This window comes from Streptomyces cavernae (assembly GCF_004023625.1).
Classification (GTDB): Bacteria; Actinomycetota; Actinomycetes; order Streptomycetales; family Streptomycetaceae; genus Streptomyces; species Streptomyces cavernae.
Map to the genome: position 1 here is coordinate 174,156 of NZ_RPDJ01000005.1, position 20,886 is coordinate 195,041.

15 protein-coding genes and 4 pseudogenes are annotated in these 20,886 nt (G+C 69.7%); 10 read left to right on the forward strand and 9 right to left on the reverse strand.

Features of this window, described 5'->3' with window-relative positions; all coding sequences use genetic code 11:
* Positions 1-15: 15 nt before the first annotated feature.
* The 8 genes and pseudogenes from EF387_RS15420 to EF387_RS15455 all read left to right on the forward strand — a co-directional run.
* A complete protein-coding gene (locus EF387_RS15420) occupies positions 16-1,155 on the forward strand; it encodes an ROK family transcriptional regulator (protein ID WP_420802578.1) in 1,140 nt (379 codons plus the stop codon).
* 45 nt (positions 1,156-1,200) lie between these two features.
* Complete coding sequence (locus EF387_RS15425) at positions 1,201-2,745, forward strand: GMC oxidoreductase (RefSeq protein WP_128377125.1); 1,545 nt, start codon at positions 1,201-1,203, stop codon at positions 2,743-2,745.
* A 14-nt stretch (positions 2,746-2,759) separates the two neighbouring features.
* Positions 2,760-3,368, forward strand: a complete 609-nt coding sequence (locus EF387_RS15430; RefSeq protein ID WP_128377126.1) for a nucleoside deaminase — start codon at positions 2,760-2,762, stop codon at positions 3,366-3,368.
* A complete protein-coding gene (locus EF387_RS15435; protein WP_128377127.1) occupies positions 3,365-4,333 on the forward strand; it encodes a sugar phosphate isomerase/epimerase family protein in 969 nt (322 codons plus the stop codon). Before EF387_RS15430 ends, EF387_RS15435 begins: the two co-directional genes overlap by 4 nt.
* 62 nt (positions 4,334-4,395) lie before the next feature.
* Positions 4,396-5,454: an isopenicillin N synthase family dioxygenase gene (locus tag EF387_RS15440; protein ID WP_128377128.1), complete on the forward strand. Its 1,059-nt coding sequence runs from the start codon at positions 4,396-4,398 to the stop codon at positions 5,452-5,454.
* Positions 5,455-5,512: 58 nt separating this feature from the next.
* Positions 5,513-6,613 (forward strand): annotated as a pseudogene (locus tag EF387_RS15445) (NAD-dependent DNA ligase); the annotation flags it as partial.
* A 246-nt stretch (positions 6,614-6,859) separates the two neighbouring features.
* Positions 6,860-7,351: pseudogene (locus EF387_RS15450) on the forward strand (nucleotidyltransferase domain-containing protein); the annotation flags it as partial.
* A 4-nt stretch (positions 7,352-7,355) separates the two neighbouring features.
* Positions 7,356-7,706: pseudogene (locus EF387_RS15455) on the forward strand (transposase); the annotation flags it as partial.
* A 315-nt stretch (positions 7,707-8,021) separates the two neighbouring features.
* On the opposite strand, the gene EF387_RS15460 reads toward EF387_RS15455, so the two are convergent.
* The 8 genes from EF387_RS15460 to EF387_RS15495 all read right to left on the reverse strand — a co-directional run bounded on the left by EF387_RS15460 (position 8,022) and on the right by EF387_RS15495 (position 17,187).
* Complete coding sequence (locus EF387_RS15460; RefSeq protein ID WP_238431532.1) at positions 8,022-9,386, reverse strand: amidase; 1,365 nt, start codon at positions 9,384-9,386, stop codon at positions 8,022-8,024.
* Between the two features lie 59 nt (positions 9,387-9,445).
* Positions 9,446-10,351, reverse strand: coding sequence for an ABC transporter permease (locus tag EF387_RS15465; RefSeq protein WP_128377129.1), 906 nt, complete (start codon positions 10,349-10,351; stop codon positions 9,446-9,448).
* The gene (locus EF387_RS15470) at positions 10,348-11,442 is read right to left on the reverse strand and encodes an ABC transporter permease (protein ID WP_128377130.1); all 1,095 of its coding nucleotides are present in this window, start codon (positions 11,440-11,442) and stop codon (positions 10,348-10,350) included. Before EF387_RS15470 ends, EF387_RS15465 begins: the two co-directional genes overlap by 4 nt.
* Positions 11,439-13,010, reverse strand: a complete 1,572-nt coding sequence (locus EF387_RS15475) for an ABC transporter ATP-binding protein (protein ID WP_128377131.1) — start codon at positions 13,008-13,010, stop codon at positions 11,439-11,441. Before EF387_RS15475 ends, EF387_RS15470 begins: the two co-directional genes overlap by 4 nt.
* Positions 13,010-13,993, reverse strand: a complete 984-nt coding sequence (locus tag EF387_RS15480; RefSeq protein WP_128377132.1) for a BMP family protein — start codon at positions 13,991-13,993, stop codon at positions 13,010-13,012. Before EF387_RS15480 ends, EF387_RS15475 begins: the two co-directional genes overlap by 1 nt.
* A 166-nt stretch (positions 13,994-14,159) precedes the next feature.
* Positions 14,160-14,438, reverse strand: coding sequence for an AtzH-like domain-containing protein (locus tag EF387_RS15485; RefSeq protein WP_202918270.1), 279 nt, complete (start codon positions 14,436-14,438; stop codon positions 14,160-14,162).
* Positions 14,435-16,051: an AtzH-like domain-containing protein gene (locus EF387_RS15490; protein WP_238431533.1), complete on the reverse strand. Its 1,617-nt coding sequence runs from the start codon at positions 16,049-16,051 to the stop codon at positions 14,435-14,437. Before EF387_RS15490 ends, EF387_RS15485 begins: the two co-directional genes overlap by 4 nt.
* On the reverse strand, positions 16,048-17,187 hold the full coding sequence (locus EF387_RS15495) for an acetamidase/formamidase family protein (protein WP_128377133.1): 1,140 nt from the start codon (positions 17,185-17,187) through the stop codon (positions 16,048-16,050). The genes EF387_RS15490 and EF387_RS15495 overlap by 4 nt, the downstream gene beginning before the upstream one ends.
* Before the next feature lie 303 nt (positions 17,188-17,490).
* Here EF387_RS15495 and EF387_RS15500 point away from each other — a divergent pair, with 303 nt between their 5' ends.
* Positions 17,491-18,204 (forward strand): FadR/GntR family transcriptional regulator, encoded by a 714-nt coding sequence (locus tag EF387_RS15500; RefSeq protein WP_128377134.1) that lies wholly within the window; start codon positions 17,491-17,493, stop codon positions 18,202-18,204.
* A 522-nt stretch (positions 18,205-18,726) separates the two neighbouring features.
* Here the strand turns inward: EF387_RS15500 and EF387_RS15510 are convergent.
* Positions 18,727-19,326, reverse strand: coding sequence for a TetR/AcrR family transcriptional regulator (locus tag EF387_RS15510; RefSeq protein ID WP_128377135.1), 600 nt, complete (start codon positions 19,324-19,326; stop codon positions 18,727-18,729).
* 403 nt (positions 19,327-19,729) lie between these two features.
* On the opposite strand from EF387_RS15510, the pseudogene EF387_RS15515 reads away from it, so the two are divergent.
* Positions 19,730-20,728: pseudogene (locus tag EF387_RS15515) on the forward strand (BRCT domain-containing protein); the annotation flags it as partial.
* Between the last annotated feature and the right edge of the window lie 158 nt (positions 20,729-20,886).

The window sequence follows — 20,886 nt, forward strand, 5'->3', positions numbered from 1 at the left end:
GTGCTGATGCCCCGGATGAACGGGATGAATCAGAGCGCCGTCCGACGCGTCAACACCTCGGTCATCCTCCGTGCACTGGCGGTGTCGGCCGGGCCGACGACGCTGACCGCGCTCGCCGAGCACGTCGGCCTCTCCCGCCGCACCATCGAACTCATCCTGGACTCGCTCGTGGCGGCGGGCTGGGTGACCGAGCTGGATCGCGCGCCGACCAGCGGCTGCGTCGGACGCCCCGCTCGCCGCTATGAACTACGGGCGGAGAACGCGCTGTTGGGAGCCGTGTGCATCACCACCTCGGACGTGTCCGCGGTCGTCGCCGATGTGCGCGGCCGTATCCTCGGCCGGGCGCACCGGCTGCTGCGCGCCTACCAGGATCCGCAGGTCACCCTCGACGACGCGGCGGCACTGGTCCTCGACGCGCTCGACGACGCGCGCGGCTCGACGGACCGGCTGCGCGCCGGGGCGGTCGCGAACGGAGGCGCGATCGACGATGAGGGAGTCGTACGGCGCCTGGTGCACACGACGCGTTGGGAGGGCGTGCACCTGCCCGAACAGCTCGCGCGCCGGATCCGGATGCCGTGGTTCGCGGACAACGACGCCAACCTCGGCGCGCTGGCGGAGCGTTGGCGGGGCGTCGCCGGTGATCACGACAACATCGTATGGGCGATCCTCGGGAACCGGACGGGCCTCGGCATCCTCATCCGCGGAGCCGTGCACCGCGGTCTGGACGGTGCCGCCGGTGAGATCGTCGAGGCACGGTCGATCCCTACCGGCTCGATCGAGAACCGCCCGGTGGCCTGGCTGACGTCACCGGAACCGGCCAGGCGGAGCGTCGCGCTCGACCGCTTCGACGCGGCCCGGGCCGGCGATGCGATCGCGCTCGCGGAGGTCGACGAATTCGTGGAGAACATCGCGTCGATCCTCACCACGTTGTCGTGGACCGTCGCACCCTCGCTCATCGTGCTCGGCGGCGGCCTGGAAGACGCCGCCGACGTGCTGCTGCCCCGGGTCCGCGAGGCGCTGCGCGACGCCCGCACACCCGCGGTCGAGTTGCGTGCCACCGGTCTCGGCCGCGACGCCGCACTCGTCGGCGCCGTCAAGCTGGCCCTCGACCGTATGGACACCGAACTGTTCGGCCCGCTGGTCACCGGCGCGTGACCCCCGCACACATCCGCCCTGTGGCATCAGACATGGAGTCTCCTTGTGACCGACACCCCCCGCACCGACGTACTCATCGTGGGCAGCGGCATCATGGGCTCCGTCGTGGCCCGACTGCTGCGCGAGGCCGACCCCGCGCTGAACCTCACCATGGTCGACGGCGGCTCCGCGATAGGCGAGACCCCCGGCCTGCATCTGCACGACCTCGACGACCCGGTCCTTTGGTCCCGCTACAACGAACAGGTCGCCACCGGCATCCAGGGCATGTACACGGGCGCCGAGGTGGTGCGTGACATCCCCGGAAGCCTCGTCGATCTGAAGCCCGGCATGTTCCACGCGCTCGCCTTCGGCCAGGACGCCGAGGCGATGCCCGCTACGGCACTCTCGTGGAACGCGGGCGGCATGGGTGTGCACTGGACCGCCGCGACACCGTGGCCCGCCGGGGACGAGGTGTTCGACTTCGGCGACCCGGACCGCTGGGCGGCGGACCTGGACACCGCCCGCCGGCTGCTCGCGGTCACGCCCGCCGCGATCGGCCCCACCGAGGTCGGCCGGACGGTCCTCGACGTCCTGCGCCGCCGCTTCGACGGTGTCGGACCGGACGACCGGCGCCCCCAGCCGATGCCCATGGCGGTCACCCCGACGGCGTCGGGTCCCATGCCGCGCACCGCCCCGGGAATGATCTTCCCCGCCATCGCGACCGGCGGCGATCCGGCCTTCACCCTGGTGACCGGCACGCTCGCGACGTCGCTCATCGTCCGCGACGACGACCGGGTCGGCGGCGTCCGCCTGCGCCGCATAGCCGACGGAGCCGAGTCGGACCTCCTCGCGGACACCGTGGTGGTCTGCGCCGACGCGCTGCGCACCCCACAGTTGCTGTTCGCTTCAGGCATCCGGCCCGAGGCGCTGGGCCGGTACCTCAACGAGCACGCGTTCATCACCGCCCGGGTACTGCTCGACCTCGACCGGTTCGGCATCGACCGGGACGCCCTGCCGCTGCCGCGCCCCGGCGAGTTCAGCACGGACTCGCTCTGGCTGCCCCGGAACGGAGCGGCACAGCCGTTCCACGGCCAGATCATGAACCGAACGTACGTGGACGACGACGGCCGGCCCCTGGCGCACTCGGTGGGCCTGTCGCTGTACGTCCCGGTCGAGACGCGCCCGGAGAACCGGCTCGTGTTCTCGCCGACGGAGACCGACCTCGCCGGGATGCCGCGCATCAGCGTCGAGTTCGGCTACTCGGCCGCCGACCGCAAGTCGATCCGGCGGGCACTCGAGGAAGTCAGGTCACTCGCCGAGACGTTCGGCACATTCGATCCCGCCACCGAACGTGCCGTGCTGCCGCCCGGCTCGTCCCTGCACCAGACCGGCACCGTCCGGGCAGGCGCCACCGACGACGGCACCAGCGTGTGCGACCCGGACGGCCGGGTGTGGGGCTACGACAACCTGTACCTCGCCGGCAACGGCGTCATCCCCACCGCGATGGCGGCCAACGTCACCCTGACCGGTGCCGTGACCGCCGTACGCGCCGCCCGTGCCGTCGCCGAACGATCCCGCGCGCTCGCCGCGCACCCACTCGCCGCTCACTGAGAGGAATCCCCGCCATGGTGGACATCCCGAAGCAATACCGCGTGGCGCTGCCCGCGTGGATCGACGACGAACTCGCCGACGTGCCCGCCGTCATACCCGGCCGCGACGACCGGATGCGCCTCGTACACCGACTCGCCGACCGCAACTGGCGCGAGGGCAACGGCGGCCCGTTCGCGGCGCTCGTCGCCGAGCGGGACACCGGGCGGATCCTCTCGGCCGGAGTGAACGTCGTACTCGCCTCCGGCGTCTCCAGCGCGCACGCCGAGGTCGTCGCCCTCGGACTGGCCCAGACGGCGGTCGGCACCTGGGACCTCGGCGGCGACGGAATGCCGGCCCACGAACTGGTCGTGAACTGGCGTCCGTGCGTCCAGTGCTACGGCGCGGCGATGTGGTCCGGTGTGCGCGGCCTCGTGGTCGCCGGCGAGGGCCCGGAACTCGAGGAGATCACCACGTTCGACGAGGGCCCGCTCGGCGCGGACTGGGCCGAGCAGTTCGAGGCGCGCGGCATCGAGGTCACCCGGGACGTGCTCCGCGACGAGGCGCTCGCCGTGTTCCGCGCCTACCGGAAAGCCGTCGACGCCGACGGCATCGTCGTCTACAACGCCCGCGCAGGTGCTGAATGACAGGACCGAACCGCCCGGAGGCTCACACCGCCGCACCCCGCTTCGCAACCGACATCGTGACCTTCTACCACCCGGAATTCTGGGGACTCGAGTCCGCCGGCGACTTCCGTGACTGGGCCGTCGAGAACCCCGAGCGGTTCTGGGAACGGGTGCTGGACGCGCTGACCGAGGCCGGTGTCACCGGCATCGAGCTGACCTTCGCGCCCGGCGACATCGACTCGGTCCTTCGGGCCTTCGGCGACGCCCCGTCGTTCCGCCGCGACCTTGCGGCCCGGGGGCTGTCCGTCGTGAGCGCCTTCATCGCTTCCAGCGAATGCCCCGACTGGCGGCACGGCACGAACCTGCCCGCGATCGTTGCCGACGCCGAGCGACGTGCGGCCTTCCTCACCGAGGTGGGGGCGGAGGTTCTCGTCGCCGGACTGCCCATGCGCGCGACGTTCGGTACGCGTCCGCCCTTCTTCGTCGACGCCGCCTACATGACGCGGATGGCCGACATCGCACACGCGGTGGGGGAGGCCGTCGCACAGCACGGTGTGCGGCTGGCCTTCCACACCGAGTCCAACAGCACGCTCTGGTACGAGAGGGACATCGACCTGTTCATGGTCCTGACCGACCCTCGCTACGTTTGGCTGTGCCCCGACTCGTGTCACATCGCGCTCGGGGGAGGCGACCCCGTCGCCGTCGCGCGCCGCCACTCCCAGCGCATCGCACTGGCGCACTGGAAGGACGCGGTCAAGCCGATCGACGTCGAACTCACCATCGATGAGACGGTCTTCGCTCAACAACAGCCCTACATGACAGAACTGGGCAAGGGCATCGTGGACTTCAAAGGGTGGGCCGACGAAATGTCACGCACTCCCGGCGCCGCCATCGTGCTCATCGAGCTCGATGAGGCACCCGATCCGGTCGCCGCGCTTCGGGCGGGGATCACTGTGGCGCAGGAGGCTCGGGCGACTCGGGCGTGATCGACTTCACCGATCTTACGAACGACCAGTTCGGACCCACACTGAGAAAGGCAGGGAACCAGATGTCCCCACAGGTGCCTGACCACTTCACCGTACCGGTGGTCGACATTTCCCCCTACGTTCAGGGAGGGCCGGAGACGGAGCGCCTCAGGGTCGCGCAGGAGATCGACGACGCCTGCTCGGGTGTGGGCTTCATCCAGATCCTGGGCCACGCCATCCCGGACTCGGCGATCGCCGGCATGGCCTCGGCGATGGACGCCTTCTTCGCCCTGCCTCTGGAAACGAAGCGGACCTACCGCGTCACCGGCGCCAACCGCGGCTACAGCCCACCCAAGAGCGAATCCCTGAGCCTGAGCCTCGGCGTCGAGTCGGCCGGCCGCATGAACGACTTCTTCGAGGCCTTCAACGTCGGCGTGGAGGCACGTTCCTTCGCTTCGCGGGACCTGTCCGAGGAGGACTACGGGATCAACCTGTGGCCCGAGATCGGCGAGTTCAGCGAGAACGTCCAGGCCTACTTCGACCAGGCCGCCCGGGTCGCCCGCACCCTTACCCGGATCTTCGCCGACGCCCTCGGCGTGGATCCCGAGTTCTTCGCGCGGCTCACCGACCACTCCATCGACGTGCTGCGGATGAACAACTACGCCCTGCCGGAAGGAACGGTCACCCTCGACGGCGACCTCACCGGGATGGGGGAGCACACCGACTTCGGGATCGTCACCGTCCTCTGGGCCGACCAGGTCAGAGGCCTTCAGGTCCTCGGCCGGGACGAACGCTGGCACGATGTCGTACCGGCCGACGGCGCGCTGCTGGTCAACCTCGGCGACCTCACGGCCCGGCTCACCAACGACCGATGGATGTCGACCCTGCACCGGGTCAAACCCCCCATCGTCGACGGCACGATCAAGCGCCGCCGCTCAGCCGCCTTCTTCCACGACGGCAACCCCGACGCCGTCATCGAGACGTTGGACAGTCACCGCGACGCCTCAGGGGCGGCCTACGAACCGATCACGGTCCGGGACCACATCAGGGCCAAGCTGGCCGGGTCACGGCAGGGCAAGAAGAACCTCGCCGCGGTACGCGAAGCCGCACGCGTTCACGCCGCCGCCAAGACGGAACGGTGAGTCGTCGGGGTCCGCCACCCAGGGCCCGTTGTCAGTGGTGGCAGGCAGGATGACGGGCATGACGACACCAGTTGCGCAGATCGTGGATGCCGCCGCCTACGCCCAGGCGGTCGAGGACGCGGTGAAGGCCGCGGCCGCCTACTACGCGGGCGGCACGTCGCCCCTGGACGACGACACCTACGACCGGCTGGTACGGGGGATCGAGGCCTGGGAGGCGGAACACCCCGACCAGGTGCTGCCCGACTCGCCGACGGGAAAGGTCGCCGGCGGCGCCGTCGAGGGGGACATCCCGCACACGGTGGCGATGCTGAGCCTGGACAACGTGTTCTCCGCCGAGGAGTTCACCGCGTGGACGCGGTCATTGACCCGGCGGATCGGACGCGACGTGTCCCAGTGGAGCGTGGAGCCGAAGCTGGACGGGCTCGCGGTCGCCGCCCGCTACACCCGCGGCCGTCTCATACAGCTGATCACCCGGGGCGACGGGACGGCCGGGGAGGACGTCTCCCACGCCATCGGCACCATCGAGGGCCTGCCGGAAGCGCTGTCCGAACCGGTCAGCGTGGAGGTCAGAGGTGAAGTCCTCATGACCACTGACCAGTTCGAACACGCCAACACCGTGCGCACCGCGCACGGCGGGCAGCCGTTCGCCAACCCGCGCAACGCGGCGGCGGGCACGCTGCGGGCGAAGGAGCGCGCCTACACGGTGCCGATGACATTCTTCGGCTACGGCCTGCTGCCGCTCGCCGACACCGAGGCGGCCCTGGCCGCCCGGCTGGGCGAGGCCGCGCACAGCGAACTGATGCGGCAGGCGGCCGCCTTGGGGGTGAAGACCACCGCGGCGACCGCGGTGCCCGGTGTCACCGCCGAGACCGGCGAACAGGTCCTGGCCCGGGTGAAGGAGATCGCCGGCTTGCGCGCGGAATTGCCGTTCGGTATCGACGGCATCGTCATCAAGGCTGATCTGGCCGCCGACCAGCAGACGGCCGGATCCGGGTCGCGGGCGCCACGGTGGGCGATCGCCTACAAACTGCCCGCGGTCGAGAAGGTCACCCGGCTGCTGGAGGTGGAGTGGAACGTGGGCCGCACCGGCATCATCGCCCCGCGCGGCGTCCTGGAGCCGGTCCAGATCGATGGATCGACCATCACGTACGCCACGCTGCTTCTGTAGGGGAGACTCGGCTCTACGGGGCTCGTCAACTCTCAAAAGATGCAGCTCAGATGCCTTATGGGCTGAGGTTATCGAGTGCCACAGCTGTCGTGCAAGTGAGCTCTGCTCACAGAGCGATGGGCGCGCCTCTTCCAGAGCGACCAACGCGATCAAGTCGTATCCGTCTTGGGTAGTGGCCTGGCTCCGGTGCCTACAAATAGCCGTACCCGGCTCGGGTTGCGGCAGTAAGTTGTGCCGATGACCGAATCCCTGCCGTCCGGCGGCGCTGTGCTCGATGTGGACGAACTGGAGGCCCGTTGGGCGGACGCCTGGCGTCCGGAACAAGTCGCGGAGCGGTTGGATGGGGTCGGACCGCCCTGGTGCATCGCGGCGGGGTGGGCGCTGGATCTGTTCCGCGGGGAACAGTCGCGGCCACACGGCGATCTGGAGATCTCGGTACCCGCGGCGGGGTTCCCGAAGATTCGGCACCACTTCCCCGAGTTCACATTTGACGCGGTGGGTTCGGGGCGGGTCTGGTCGGGGGCGGGAGCTGAGGAGCTGGCGGCCACGCACCAGACCTGGCTGCGGGATCCGGCGAGCGGTCGGTTCCTGTTTGACGTCTTCCGCGAGCCGCACGAGGGCAGGACGTGGATCTTCCGGCGGGACGAGCGGCTGCGGCTGCCGTACGACGCGATCATTGAGCGAACGGCGGACGGGATCCCCTACCTGGTACCGGAGTTGGTGCTGCTGCTTCTCCCGCGTGACCGTTGATGCCTCCCATGTGCAGGCCAAGCGGGGGCGTAGCAGCCCAAAAGTCGGTCCGAGTCCGGTTGACCGTGCGCGGCCGGGCTCGAAACATCACGTGCTGACCGACGCGCACGGCATCTCGCTGCGGGTGTCACTGACCGGCGGACACCGCAACGACGTCACGCAGCTCCTGCCGCTGGTCGACGGCGTGCCGCCGGTGCGGGGCAAGCGGGGCCGGCCCCGGCGCAAGCCCCGCACCTTGTATGCCGACCGTGGCTACGACCACGACGTCTACCGCCGTCGTCTGCGCGAGCGCGGCATCGTCCCGAAGATCGCCCGGCGCGGCGAGCCGCACGGCCTCAGCGAGCATGTCGATGGCGCCCGCCGCATCCTCGACCGCGCCCATGCTCCATGTGCTCGGAGATACCGCGTCGACCAGCTCGCACACAGCGTCGGCCACAGCCTCCGCGTGCTGCTCTACTCGCGACCCGGTCTTGCTCAGCTTCATGTCCCGCCCAACATTCGCGCCGTCCGGCCGGATGCCCGGCGGCACGGCAAAGGGTCCGCGTGTGAGCTCGGGCCCTCGTATCGTCCTGGCGGAACAGAGTTGCAAGATCCGTCATCGGTCTTGGGCCGTGCTGCGATACGCACTCCGCATCGGCTGTGGCCCTCTTCACTCGGCGGCAGGCCGAGGATGTGATGCCCCGGGCGGCCCGATCACGAAGGGGCGTACGGACTCGTAGGCGCCGGCGGCGGCCAGGACGCCCTGGTCAGCAAGGTGACGGCCGGCGATCTGCAGTCCTACCGGCAGGCCCTCGGCGGTCAAGCCGGCCGGGACTGAGATGGCGGGCTGACCGGTGAGGTTGAGCGGCAGGGTGGTGGACAGCCAGTACGCCGGGTGGACCGGCCGGCCGTCGATCACGGTCGGGCCGATGTCGCCGGGCGGGAACGCGGGCACCGGGGATGTCGGGGTGAGCAGCAGGTCGTAGTCGGCCATGAAGGAGGCCATCACCCGGCACACCTGCTGACGGGACCGCCGGGCGTCGGTGAAGTCCTCCGCGGTCCACGTCCGGTCCAGCACCGCCCGTACGTACGGACTGGTCCGCCCGGCCGCGGCAAGCTCCCGCATCCCGCGCAGATCTGTCTCACTCGCGATCAGCGCGCCGAACGCGGTGAACGGGTCGTCGAACCCGGGGTCGGCGACGACCAGTTCGCAGCCGAGCTCGTCTGTGAAGACCTGGACGGCCGTCTCGACCACCTCCGCGACGGACGGGTCGATCGGCGTGTATCCCCAGCCCATCGACAGTGCAACCCGCTTGCCCCGTAGCGAACCCGGCGTCACAGGAGGCGAGAGGGGCAGGCTGAACCGGTCCCGCGGGTCCGGCCCGGTCAGTACCCGGTAGGCCAGCGCCACATCATCCACCGTGCGCGCCATCGGGCCGATGTGCTCCAGCGCGTCCCAGCTCGACACTCCGGGCAGCCGCTCGTCCTTGCACCCCGGGTAGGCCGGGATCCGGCCCATCGACGGCTTGAACCCGGTGATCCCGCACAGCGCGGCCGGGATCCGGATCGATCCGCCCCCGTCGCTGCCCAGCGCCAGCGGCACGATCCCGGCCGCGACCGCCGCCGCGGATCCGGCGCTGGAGCCGCCCGGGCTGAGCGCCGGGTTCCACGGGTTGCGCGTACTCGCGAACAGTTCATTGTCGCCGGTCGCGGCGTAGCCGAACTCCGAGGCGTTGGTCTTGCCGAGCACAACTGCCCCGGCGGCGCGCAGCCGCGCCACCGACACGTCGTCGGCGTCCGGTACGTGGTCCCGATACGACCATGAGCCGAATGTGGTGCGCAGCCCGCGGGTCGCGATCAGGTCCTTGACCCCGACCGGCACCCCGGCGAGCGGTCCCGGGTCGATGCCGCGGGCCAGCGCCTCGGCCTGGGCCCTTGCGGTACGGAGGGCACCGTCCGCGTCCAGCGTGCAGAAGGCGTGGATGGATTCCTCCCACAGTGCGGCCTGGGCGAGTGCCGCCTCGACCACTTCCACCGGAGAGATCTCCTTTGCCCGGACCGCCCGGGCCACTTCGGTCGCCGACAGCACGGCTCTCACCCCTTCCGGACGAACGGAACAGCCAGCGCGGCCGGCGCGCGACTGCGGCCGGCCAGCCCGCTCACCGCCAGCAGCGCGATGAGGTACGGCGACACCACCAGGATCGCGACCGGCAGGTTCACCCCCATGGCGGGCGCGGTGAACTGCAGCGCCTGCGCGACTCCGAAGAAGAGACAGGCCAGCATCATCGGCACCATCCGCCAGCGGCCCGCGATGACCGCGACGATGGCCAGGTAGCCCAGCCCGCTGGTCATGTTGTCGGTGAAGGCATGGACCTCCGACAGCGCGAGCTGCGCTCCGGCCAGCCCGGCCATCAGCCCGGTGGTCAGGACGGCCCCGTACCGGACCGCGCGGACCGGCAGCCCGGCCTGGTCGGCGACGGCGGCGTCCGCGCCGACCGCGTCCAGCGCCAGCCCGAGCCCGGTCCGGCGGCTGCCCAGCACTCCGAGCACCACCACCAGTGCCAGTGCGACATAGGCGAGCCCGGACTGCCTCAGTACCGGGATGTCGTGCAGCAGGGGAACCTTCAGCGGTTGGAAGCCGGGCACCGTCCTGCCCTGGGCGTCGCCGAGCAGCACCCGCGAGCCGTACGAGGTGATGCCCAGGGCAAGCGTGTTGGCCGCGATGCCGACGATCATCTGGTTCGCGCGCACCGTGACGCTGAGCACGGCCTGCCCGCCGGCGAACACCAGCCCAGCGAGTACCCCGCACAGCGTGCCCAGCACCGGGCTGTCCGTTTGGCCCGACCCGTACACCGCGGCAAAAGCACTGGTCAGCACCATGCCCTCAAGACTGAGGTTGAGGATTCCGGTGCGTTCACTCACCAGTTCGCCGCTCGCCGCCACCAACACCGGGACGGCCATGGTGACCCCACCCGCCAGCAGATCGACGACCGCGCTCATGAGTTCGCCTCCCGGGTCCAGAGCATCGCCCCGGCGATCGAAATGACCAGGAGGCTCTGCACGATCTGCACGGTGGCCGCCGGGACCTGCGCGACGAGTTGCAGGTTGATGCCACCCGAGTTGAGAAAGCCGAACAGCAGCGCGGCCGCGACGACCCCCAGCATCGAGCCGCGGCCGAGCAGGCCCACGACCAGCCCCTGGAACCCGTATCCGGAGGAGAACCCGTCGGAGAGCACGAACGGCGCGGTCGCCACCAGCGCCGCCCCGGCCAGCCCGGCGAACCCGCCCGCGCAGGCCAGGCTCGCCATCTCCAGCCGGGTGACCGGCAGCCCGAGCCGGGCCGCCGCCGGCGCCGACAGCCCGACGGCCGTCAGCTTCAGCCCGGTAGCCGTGCCGCGCAGCAGTATGCCGAGACCGATCGCGGCGACGAGGGCCAGCACGATCGCGATGGTGGCGGGCGAGGTCACCAAGCCGAGCAGCGGCAGGTGCGCACCAGCCGCCAGCGGTTCGGACTGCGGCAGCGTCTCGGCCGAGGTGACCGGTTGCCGCAGCAGCGCGTTCTCGTGGACGGCGAGGGAGACCAGCCCGAGCCCGACGAAGTTCAGCAACAGGGTGGTGATCACCTCGCTGGTACCTCTGCGTACCTTCAGCCAGGCGGCGGGGAAGGCCCATACCGCGCCACCGGCGAAGCCCGCGACCAGGACGAGCGGCACCGCGACCGCCGCGGGCAGCCCGCCCGCGTTGACGCCGACCGCCGTCGCGGCCAGTGCCCCGATGCAGATCTGGCCCTCGCCGCCGATGTTGATGAGCCCCGTCCGTTCGGCGACCACGAACCCGCCGCCGACGAGGATGAGCAGCGCCGCCTGGTTCAGCGAGATCCCGATCGCGTAGTCGGTGCCGAACATGCCGTCCCAGAGCGCCGACCCGGCCGCCCCTGGGCTCACCCCGGCAGCGAGCACGCAGCCGGCCCCGACCAGGGCCGCCAGCACCGAGGCCAGCGCGGCGACGGTCAGCGGGTGGCGCATCAGGTCCGGCATCGATGGTGATGGGAGTCGGCGGCGTGGCACCGTGGCGGTCGATTCAGCGGTCATGAGTCGGTTCCCGACATGAGCCGACCGAGATCGTCCCGGGCGGTGGGTGAGTCGGAGTCGACCGGGCCGAGCAGTCGGCCCCGGTAGCAGACGTACACCCGGGCGCTGAGGGCGAGCAGTTCGGACAACTCGCTGGAGATGACCAGGATCCCCGCCCCGTGGGCGGCCGCCGCGCGGAGCCGGCCGACGATCGCGTCGACCGCGCCGATGTCCAGGCCCCTGGTGGGCTGCGCGGCGAGCAGGCAGACCAGCGGATCCAGGGCCAGCTCCCGGGCCAGCACGACCCGCTGCTGGTTGCCGCCGGAGAGGCTGCGCAGGGGAGCCCGGGGACCGGCGGCCCGGACCGCGTAGTCGGTCAGCACCGCAGTGGCCGCGCGGTCCATGGCCCGCCGGTTCAGGAGGCCGAACCGACGGAACTCGCTCAGCCGCCCCAGACAGAGGTTGTCGGCGACCGTCATGCCGGGCAGGCACCCGTCCAGCAGCCGGTCCTCCGGGATCACCCCCAGCCCGGCCTCGGTACGCCGTCGCGGCGGCGCCTGCGTGAGGTCGGCTCCGCCCACCTCGATGGTGCCCGCCGCGACGGGCAGCGCCCCGCCGAGGACGGCCGCCAACTCGCTCTGCCCGTTCCCCTCCACCCCGGCGATCCCGACGATCTCGCCGGGCGCGACAGTCAGCGACACCCCGTCGAGTGCGGTGGTCCCGTCACCCCGAACGACCGTCACCCCGCTGAGCCGCAGCGCCGCCTTCTTTCGCCTATCTTGAGGTGACAGGCGTATCGACGGGACCGTGGTCTCTAGATCGGCGGGGGCCAGGCCGAGGCTGGCGGCCAGGAGGGGGTCCAGGGTGGCGGGGGAACGGGCGACCATCAACGAAACCAGCTCTCTCGTGGGCAATTTGGACAGCGGGCCGCCGCCCGCCACACGGCCGTTGCGCAGGACTGTGGCGGCGTCGCCCGCCGCGGCGACCTCGCCGAGTTTGTGGGTGACCAGGACGACCGCCTTGCCCGCGGCGGCGATCCGGCGGCAGGTGGTGAGCAGCGCGTCGATCTCGGCCGGGGCGAGGACGCCGGTCGGTTCGTCGAGCAGCAGCAGCCGAGGATCGCGGACCAGGCATTTGATGATCTCGACCTGCTGGCGGATCCCCACCGGGAGGTCGGCGACGACGGTATCCGGCTCTACCCGCAGATCGTACGACTCGGCGATCGCGGCGAGGCGGGCCTCCAGCCGGCGGCGTGGGAGCCGCAGCCGCAGGCCGTCGCCCAGCATGAGGTTCTCCGCGACCGTCATGGTCGGCACCAGACTGAAGTGCTGGTGCACCATGGCGACTCCGGCGGCGAGGGCCTCGGCCGGCCGGGCCGGCGCGTACGGCTCTCCGTACAAGGTCATGGAGCCGGTGTCGGGCCGGTAGTTGCCGTACACCAGGTCACACAGTGTGGTCTTGCCGGCGCCGTTCTCGCCAAGGACGCAGTGCACGGTCCCGGCCTGCACCCGGAGCGTCACCGCGTCGAGCGCGGTGACGCCGCCAAAGGTCTTGCCGATGCTGGTGATCTCAAGGGCTGCGGGGCTCATCAGCCGGTGGTGATCTTGCCGGCGGTGAGGTCGGCCTTGATCTGGGCGATCTTCGCCGAGACGCCGGGCGCGGCGCCGCACAGCTTGATGTCGCTCGCGCCGGTGCCCGAGTTCAGCCCGAACGACTTGGCCTCGGCCTTCCAGGTCCCGGCGAGGTACTGCTTTACGGCGTACTCGGTGGCCGCGCCGATGTCGGACTTGGTGTGCCCGATGAAGACCGGACTGGCGCCGCACGGCTGGACCAGCGGGCCGCCGAGCACGTGGGTGCCGGTCTCCTTGGCGCCCTGCAGCATGCCCTGCAGGCCGTTGTTGAGGATCTGGTAGAAGACGTCGCCGCCCGCTGAGACATCGGCTTGTACTGCCTGTTTGGCCTTGGCGACGTCGTCGAAGTCGCCGGTGTACTGGGGCGGGAGCACGGTGACGTCCGGCCGGGCGTACTTGGCTCCGGCGGCGAACTGCTTGGCGGTGGCGACGATCGGCGGGATCTCCACTCCGGCGACGAATCCGACCTTGCCGGTCTTGGAGGACAGCGCCGCGTATGCGCCACCGAGGAAGGCGATCTCGCCCTGCTTCGGGTCGTACATCGCGAGGTTGGGCAGCGTGGTGGTCGGCCCGCCCACTTCGACGAACTTCACCTTGGGGAACTTCGGCGCTACCTTGCGCACGTCGGCGTCGGTCTGCCCGCCGATCGAGATGACGAGTTGGTCGGTGGAGGCAAAGCGGACCAGCGCCTGCTGATAGTTCGCGGGCTGGACCTTCTCGATGTAGGAGATCTCGACCTGACCGGCGAGCTGCTGCTTGATCCGCACCACACCCTCGTAGGCCGACTGCATGTAGCCCTCGTCGCTGATCGAGCCGGGAATGAGGACGCCCACCTTGACCTTGGGATCCGGGCTTGCCGAGCTGGTGGACTTCGAGGAGCCGCAGCCGGCGAGCAGGGCGAGGACCGCGGCGGCGCAGAGGGCGCGCGAGGAGGAAGTCATCATCGTTCTCTGCCGGGACGAAGAGAAGAAAGTCATCATGGATGTTCCCTGGGGTGAAGGGGTTCAGCACGGGGATGCGGGAGGCTCGTGGGGGCTGACGATGCGTCAGCCCTCGGGGGGCTGGGCCCAGGACCTGCGGCTGGCGGCGGATGCCGGGCGTGGTCGTTCAGGTGCGAGTGGTGCCGACCACGGCTAAGGAGTCTCCAAAGGTGACGATCTCGGTATGGCCGAGCTCGCGGGGCAGGCCCTTCGGAGCGCGCAGGGCGCCGAAGGGCCTGGTCACGGTGAACCCGAAGAGCTCCTCCGCGGCCCTGAACCGCACCGTGCTCCCGTGATCCCGGAACAGCTCGTCCCGGACCGCGACATCATGGCTGACCAGGGCCTTCTCGCACCGCTCGAACGCGGCCCGGGTCTCGGCCACCGTCGCCGGGTCGTTGACGATCATCGATGATCCTCTCGGGGGCGCAGAGAGCGGCCTTCCAGGACGGCCGCGGCCTTGCGGGCGAAGTGGATCAGGCGGACGTCCGAGTGCTGCCAACCCACCAGACTCAGCCCGGCCGGGATCCCGTCGACGCGGAGCGCGGGAAAGGTCAGCGCGGGAAGGCCCGCCAGTGAGGCGAGGCAGGTCAGCCGGAGCGTTCTGTCGCGGGCGCTCTCCAAGTCGGCGAGACCGGTGCCGGCCACCGGTGGCGTCGATGCCGTTGCGGGGAGGAGCAGGAAGCGGTCGCCGAGCGCGGAACGGAGGGCTGCCCCGGCTTGCCCCACGTCGCGTCGGGCCGCCGCTGCCTGCTGCTGCGTGACCTGGGCAGCTGCGGCGAAGCGGGCCGCCACCTCCGCGGACAGAGCGTCGGGGTGGCTGCTGATCCACGCGCCGTGGACGCACCATGCTTCGTATGCCTGCACGGTACGGAAGGCTCGGTACCAGGCCTCGAGGTCCGCATCGAGGACGAGGGGAACCGCACCGAGGGAGTGTGCGGCGGCGTGGGCACCGGCCGTGATGCCCGGGTCGGCCACTTCGTCGAGCATGGGCAAGGTCACGAGTTCATCGGCTGGTACCGCGTCGCCGGCGCTCCAGGGCAGCAGGACTTCGGCGACCTTCAGCAGTGTGTCCACGTCGCGTGTCAGCCAGCCGACGGCGTCGAACGAGGGGGCGAGCGGCACCATGCCAGTGGGGTCTACGGCGCCATGTGTGGTGCGCATTCCCCAAAGCCCCTGATAGGAGCCGGGGACCCGGATGGAACCGGCGGTGTCCGTGCCCAGCCCCACCGTCGCGTCCCCCCGCGCGACAGCGACGGCCGGGCCGCTGGTGGACCCACCGGGCACTCTTCCGGGGGCGGCCGGGTTGACCGGCATACCGTAGCGGCCATTGCGCCCGGTGATGCTGTAGGCGAACTCGTCGGTGTGGGCTATACCGATGATGTCGGCTCCCGCGTCGAGCAACGTGGCCACGACGCCCGCGTGTGCGGGCTGCGCCTGCCCCTCCGCCAGGTAATCCCGCACTCCTGCGCCAGTGGCGAATCCGGCGACGGCGTACACGTCCTTGACGGCGACGGTCTGTCCCGCCAGGCCTCCGTCGCCTGTCGCGGGGACCAGAGGTGCACCGACTGCCCGCCATACGCTGCTGTCCAGTGGTTCGGCGGGAGCACTCACGTGGGCGGCGGTCACCCGCCAGCACCCGTCGATGCGCTGCCAGACCTGGGTCTGCAGCCCTCGCGCACCTCGGGGACCTGCTACCTCCGCCATGATGATCGCGAGTCCGGCGGCGGGGAGCCGGACGTGGACACGGGTGACGCGTCGATTGGGGATGGTGGTCCGGGCGGAGCGGAAAGCGCTGATCGCCTCGTGCCCGACCAGAACGCCGAATGCGTCGGCGCGCAGGGGCGTGCCGCCGGAAGCGAAACTGGCGTCGAGGGCCACGGTGTCGTTCGACAACAGGGCACGGTCATACGCCCAGAAGGCATCGATCAAGTCGGCGGGGAGGGGGTGGTCACTGTGCACACTGGCACCGGCCGCCTGCCGGCCCTGTCCGGCGCTGGAGGGAATCACGGACCGGGTCACCGGACGCTCTCCAGAACTCGCCGGCCGAGAGCCGTGGGGCTCACGGTCGCGAAATCGGCAAGGTTCATCGTGCCGTGCACGCCGGCGACCAGGTCCACGGCCTGGGATATGTGGAAATCGCCCGCGGCACTCAAATAGAGGTACGCCTGCCGGGGTTCCATGCCGAAGCACGCGACCAGCAGGTTCACCGCGTTGGTCACGCACCGGCGCAGGGCCACGTTGAGATCGAGGTCCATGCCCGTAGGGATGAGGAATCCGTCGGCAGCGGCGAACGGACCACGCACTTGGCCCAGGTGCTCGGTCACCTCAGCACGCGGGATGACGTCGACCGTGAGGTGAGCGCGCAGCGGCGCCTCCAGGGCGGTCAGTGCAACCTCGCCGTCGCCCTGCGCGTAGTGCGGATCCCCGATGTACAGCAACGCCTCGGGCACCTGGACCGGCAGGAACAGGGTGGATCCGGAGGTGAGGAGTTTGATGTCCATATTGCCGCCGTGCATCCCGGGCGGCACCGAATGAGCCCTGTCGGAGGTGTCCGTGGCCACGCCCATGATCCCGAGGAAAGGGCGCAGCGCGAAGGTGGCCTGATCGGTTCCACCCCTGCGCGTGGGGAGCGCCCCCGCCCAGCCGTCGCCCCTCTCGATCACCCTGCAGAACGTGCTGTATCCGGCGTCCACCAGCGGATTCCCCGCGAGTACCCCTCGCCCGTGCCGAGTGGAGACCACCCCGTACGGGGCACGCATCTCCAATGCGTCGACATGGACGGCCAGCAGGTCACCGGGCCGGGCGCCGACGACGGCGACAGGCCCGGTGACGACGTGAGGACCGTCTGTTCGAGTATCCCGTCTCCGCCTGGCGGCGATCTCGACAGTGTCGGACAGGACCTGGCCGGGCTCGATCCCGTGGCGCCCGAAGAAGGCGACGGGATCTGATCCCTGGTCCTCCAGAATGCCTTCGTGGCTGACGGTGTCGGCAATGATGCTCTGGCCCGGGAAGACCGTGGCAACCGGCTTGTCGTCACGGCAGGGCAGACGGCCCCACAGCACGTGCGGCGGTTCGGCGGGCAGGTAGGCCCTGCCCGCCGCGATGCCGGTTCCCGACTGCAGAACCGGGAAGCCCTGTGATGCCCTTGCGTTCACTCGTGCACCTTCCGCATGTACTCGCGCATCGGACACCCTTCCCAAGAAATTGGTCAGACCGTCCGATGTATTGGCCACGCTAGGGAGTTGCCTGCGCAGCCGCCAGCCCGGCCGGTGAACGTCACATCCCTTTTACGTCCCGGCAACTCACCGGCCCGGGACACCCCTCAGCAGCAGCTGCAAGCCGTTCCGGACCGAGGGACTGCCCGGCTTGTCAGTGCGGCGAGACAAGTGATAGACATTGGTCAGACCAGTGAGCCAAAAAGTGGTTGATCACAGATCTCTCAACACGTGGAGCTCGGAATGACGGCGTCCATCCCTCCCCTGTTGCGGCGCTCCCGTAGTGTGAGCGCTGAGGTCGCGGCACATCTGGAGAAGCTAATTACCAGCGGCCAATTGCGTGCCGGCGACCGGTTGCCGCCGGAGCGCGAGCTCGCGGCCGGCCTGAACGTCTCCCGCGCCTCACTGCGCGAGGCGATGTTCGAACTGGAGTCGAAGAAACTGATCGAGCGTCACCAGGGCCGAGGAAGCGTCGTTGCGGACATCTCCCAGGAAGCCGCGCAGCTCTACGAGAACCTGTCCGAACTGGACGTCGAAATCGCCAACGCCACAGAGCTGCGAGAACTGGTCGAGCCACGCATCGCCCGGCTAGCGGCGCTGCGAGCGGCGGACTCGAATCTTCTTTCCCTGGAAGAGGTGCTGCTGCGCTCCCACGAGAGTCTCGCCCCAGAAGAGTCGCTCAAGTTGGACGTGGACTTCCACACACTGCTCGCGCACGCTGCCCAGAACCCTCTTCTCGTCACGTTGTGCACCATGACGACCGAATGGACCAAGAAGACCAGGGAGTTGTCGCATCAGACTCTGCTTGGCCGTCGGGTATCCGTGAGCGGGCACCACACGATCTACGAAGCCATCTCGGCACGCGACGCCGACATGGCTGCTGCGGCCATGGAAAGGCATCTGCGGGAGATCCGAGAGGTCAGTTCACCGCACAGCCAGGGGCACGGTCCTCGCTGAGTGCGTTGTGGCAAACCGGATCTTGTTCGAGCGGCAGCGGGTGATCATCTGGACGGAGGTTCGGGTGTGGTCGCGGGCATGAGAGAACGGGCCCCTTGGCAGTGACGCGGTTACGACACCAGCACGACCAAGGAAGCACGTTGCCTGATCAGTTGAGCAGTATCTCTGCGTATGCGTCCCCCGCGGTCACCCCTGGGTGTTACGTGCACAGGTTCGGTTCGATCGCTCCGGGACAGCGGGCACGGCGTTATCCGAGTGACATGACGGACGCGGAGCGGGCCGAGGTCCGCTCCGCGATGCCGGTGCCGGCCTGGCTCTTGAAGCGGGGCGGCGTCCGTATTGGGGTCTTCGAAGTTGAGCGGTGCGCTGGCTCGGTCTGCGGACGGGACGTCACAGTTCGTGTTGCTGTCCTGCGTGATCATTTCTGTTCTCTCCGCAGAACGATCACGCAGGAGTCACGAGCTTGCTTAATTGACGGGCCCCACCGGCCTTCTGCCTCAAGGCGGGTGGTGAGGAGAACCGTCAGGGTTCCCCGGCATGTGTTTCGTCGGCAAGAAGGCCCAGCAGGATGATGTCGAGCGCCCCGGCGAGGCGCTCGTGCAGGTCGAAGGGGGCCGGTTCCTCGCGGATCCAGCGCAGGATCGTCGAGAAGTAGCAGGCGGCCAGCAGTTGGCCGGCCTGGTCGCAGTCGACGCCGGACCTGATCTCCCCTCGTTGCCGCCCCTGCTCGACGATCCTGGCGAGTTCGATATCCAGGGACGGGTCCTGCAGGAGGTGCCCATACCGCGCTGACGCGTCCAGCAGGACGGCGGTCTCTGCACGGGAGGCGACGTTGAGGTCGCCCATCTCCTTCAGGTAGCGGCGCAGCCGGTCGCCGACCGGCAGGTCCTCGGCGTGCTCCGCGCCGAGAATCTCAGCGACGCGGGCACAGCGGCGGATTCCCCATTCCTCGAGGAAGCCGACCTTCTGCGCGAAGTGGTTGAAAACGGTGGCCCGGGCGACATCGGCGGCCTCGGCGATCTGCTCCATGGTGGTCGCCTCGTACCCCTCGGCGACGAAGAGACCGACCGCCGTCTCATACAGCTGGTCGTGCAGCTTCCGACGCCTGCGCTCCTGGCGCACGGCGACTGCTCAATGCCCGACATGCCCTTCGGCGCGTGCCGCAGCCATGTCATGAACAGACCCAAGTCCGGTGCCGCAGTGCGCCAGTCCCGGTCCGTGCGCAGACACCAGCGCAGGAACAACGCGAGCGCGTACGCGTAGGTCTCCGTAGTCGATTCGGCCTTGCCCCTACCGAACCGCACATGCTGCAAGAACCGATCCGCAGCCGCCACTGGAACGAACAACTGGTCCAACACCGTCCAGTACCTCTGCCCCGAAGGCAAGGTCACAGGAAACGCTCTCAACCTGGTGCTCTCTCTCAACTGATGTACGCCATGCAACATGAGCCACACCCCAACAAGTGTGTTGCACACTGCGTTTCGAGAGACTGTCATGCCATGTCACACCACAGAACATCGCCCCCTACAAAACGCTGCACAACCCGGCCGACATCACCCGCCGCGACCTCCGGCTGGGCGACCACGTCATGGTGCACCGGGCCGGTGACGTCATTCCCCGGATCGAAGCCCCGGTCGTCCACCTGCGCACCGGTGACGAACAGCCGATCACCTTCCCCGAGGTGTGCCCGCGCTGCGGGTCCGGCATCGACACCAGTGAAGAGCGCTGGCGCTGCGAGCAGGGCCGCAACTGCCACCTGGTGGCCTCCCTTGCCCACGCCGCGGGCCGCGACCAACTCGACATCGAAGGCCTGGGCGCCACCCGTGTGATCCAGCTCGTCGAGGCCGGCCTGGTCGCCGATCTCGCCGACCTGTTCGTCCTTACCCGCGAGCAGCTGCTGAAGCTGGAGCGGATGGGGGAGACCAGCACCGACAACCTGCTGGCCGCGCTCACCACGGCCAAGGAGCAGCCGCTGTCCAGGGTGCTGTGCGCGCTGGGCGTCCGCGGCACGGGCCGGTCCATCTCCCGGCGCATCGCCCGGCACTTCGCCACGATGGACAACATCCGTGCCGCCGACGCCGCGGCCATGCAGCAGGTGGAGGGCATCGGCACCGAGAAGGCGCCCGCCATCGTCTCCGAACTCGCCGAGCTCGCCCCGCTCATCGACAAGCTCGCCGCGGCCGGGGTGAACATGACCGAGCCCGGCGCCACCCCGCCACAGCCCGCCGCGACCGATGCCGACGGCGACCACAGCAGCGACGAGGGGGCGGGCGGGCCGCTGGCCGGGATGACGGTCGTGGTCACCGGCGCGATGGCGGGGCCGCTGGAGAAACTCAGCCGGAACGAGATGAACGAGCTGATCGAACGGGCCGGCGGCCGCTCCTCCTCCAGCGTCTCCAAGAAGACCACGCTGGTCGTCGCCGGCACCAACGCCGGGTCCAAACAAGCCAAGGCCGAGGAACTCGGCATTCGCCTCGCGACCCCCGACGAGTTCGCCGCCCTGGTCGCCGAGTACCTGGTCTGAATGGCCGGGCCACGACCGGAGTGTCCAGCAGGGACCGGGCCCGCGCGGAGGGAATGTACTCCGGTTGTGGGGATTGGTCTGATCGTCTGGTGTGCCGCTGTGCGACGACGCTAACTTGCCCAGGTACTTGTTCGGTTGACCACGAACAACCATCACAG

Bases quoted from the DNA above. Each gene is read 5' to 3' on its own strand.
- EF387_RS15430 (WP_128377126.1), top strand. From the start codon at position 2,760: ATGGTGGACATCCCGAAGCAATACCGCGTGGCGCTGCCCGCGTGGATC.
- EF387_RS15435 (WP_128377127.1), top strand. From the start codon at position 3,365: ATGACAGGACCGAACCGCCCGGAGGCTCACACCGCCGCACCCCGCTTC.
- EF387_RS15465 (WP_128377129.1), bottom strand. From the start codon at position 10,351: ATGAGCGCGGTCGTCGATCTGCTGGCGGGTGGGGTCACCATGGCCGTC.
- EF387_RS15470 (WP_128377130.1), bottom strand. From the start codon at position 11,442: ATGACCGCTGAATCGACCGCCACGGTGCCACGCCGCCGACTCCCATCA.
- EF387_RS15440 (WP_128377128.1), top strand. From the start codon at position 4,396: ATGTCCCCACAGGTGCCTGACCACTTCACCGTACCGGTGGTCGACATT.
- EF387_RS15420 (WP_420802578.1), top strand. From the start codon at position 16: ATGAACGGGATGAATCAGAGCGCCGTCCGACGCGTCAACACCTCGGTC.
- EF387_RS15485 (WP_202918270.1), bottom strand. From the start codon at position 14,438: ATGATCGTCAACGACCCGGCGACGGTGGCCGAGACCCGGGCCGCGTTC.
- EF387_RS15480 (WP_128377132.1), bottom strand. From the start codon at position 13,993: ATGACTTCCTCCTCGCGCGCCCTCTGCGCCGCCGCGGTCCTCGCCCTG.
- EF387_RS15500 (WP_128377134.1), top strand. From the start codon at position 17,491: ATGACGGCGTCCATCCCTCCCCTGTTGCGGCGCTCCCGTAGTGTGAGC.
- EF387_RS15475 (WP_128377131.1), bottom strand. From the start codon at position 13,010: ATGAGCCCCGCAGCCCTTGAGATCACCAGCATCGGCAAGACCTTTGGC.